Raw genomic sequence first — 1,174 nt, 5'->3', positions numbered from 1 at the left:
TAACCCATCCTTGTATCTCTCCTGATAGAATGATTAGCTATCTTTCTATCGCCCAAAGCTGAGTGAGTTTGAACCCATCCTGAGAGTTTTAAACTCTGTTTTATAGATTAAACCCTCAGCTTTTCTAATCTTAAAAAACTGAATGGTATCCAAGTGCCTTGCTCGGCAAGTGACACTGCATGCACAAGGGGAGTTATAAGATGCGTTATTTTTTAGGTATTGATGTGGCCAAAGAGAAACTCGACTGTTTGTGGCTACGTGATACAGAATCATTAAAAATCAAAACCAAGGTTTTCCCGAACCAACCCAAGGGCTTCAGCGACCTTAAAGCCTGGCTTAAGAAAAATGTCACCGATGAGTTATCGGACATTCATGTCACGCTTGAGCCGACAGGGGTTTACCATGAGCCACTGGCGTATGCCTTGCTTGAAATGGGTGTCAACGTCAGCATTGTCAATCCAGCTAAGGTTCGTGAGTTTTCGAATAGCCTCGGTTCAAAAAACAAGACTGATAAGAAAGACAGCATGATGTTGGCACGTTATGGAGTCATGGCTAAGCCTCGATTATGGCAACCAGAGCCTACCGAGATACGGGAGCTTAAAGCCCTGCTGGCAAGGCTATCCGCTTTACAGGCAGACTTACAACGCGAACTCAACCGGATGGAGAAAGCGCAAATCAGTCAAGCATCACAGGCTGTTATCGAGTCCATCGACATGATGATTGAGGGACTGCGAAAAGAGGTTGCTCGAGTCGAGAAACAGATTAATGACCATATTGACCAGAACCCTGACTTAAAACGAGACCGTGAATTATTGAAAAGTATTCCTGCAGTAGCCAATGTGGTTTCCCGAGAAATGCTCGCACTACTACGCAGTCGAGACTTTGAGTATGCCGGACAGGCCTCAGCATTCATAGGACTGGTTCCCAGACTATGGGAATCAGGAACCATGAAGGGGCGAACGACACTATCTAAAAATGGTTCCAGTCGTATACGGGCAATGTTGTACATGGCGGCCGTTGTAGCGATAAGGCATAACCCAGATATTAAGCGTCAGTACGAACGGTTATTAAGCGCAGGAAAAACCAAAATGCAGGCCATTGGTGCAGCCATGAGAAAGCTGGTACAAATTTGCTATGGTGTATTAAAACATCAAAGCGAATACCGACCTCAAGT

1 protein-coding gene is annotated in these 1,174 nt (G+C 45.1%); it reads left to right on the top strand.

Translation table 11 applies throughout. From position 1 onward, the window contains the following. Positions 1-200: 200 nt before the first annotated feature. Positions 201-1,174 (top strand): IS110 family transposase (locus HUJ19_RS01500; RefSeq protein ID WP_290621809.1); only part of this gene is annotated, 974 nt, incomplete at its 3' end.

Source organism: Kangiella sp., from assembly GCF_014762745.1.
In the GTDB taxonomy this organism is placed as follows: Bacteria; Pseudomonadota; Gammaproteobacteria; order Enterobacterales; family Kangiellaceae; genus Kangiella.
The sequence above is the reverse complement of the archived record's forward strand: the minus strand, read 5'-3'. Positions and strand labels throughout refer to the sequence as shown.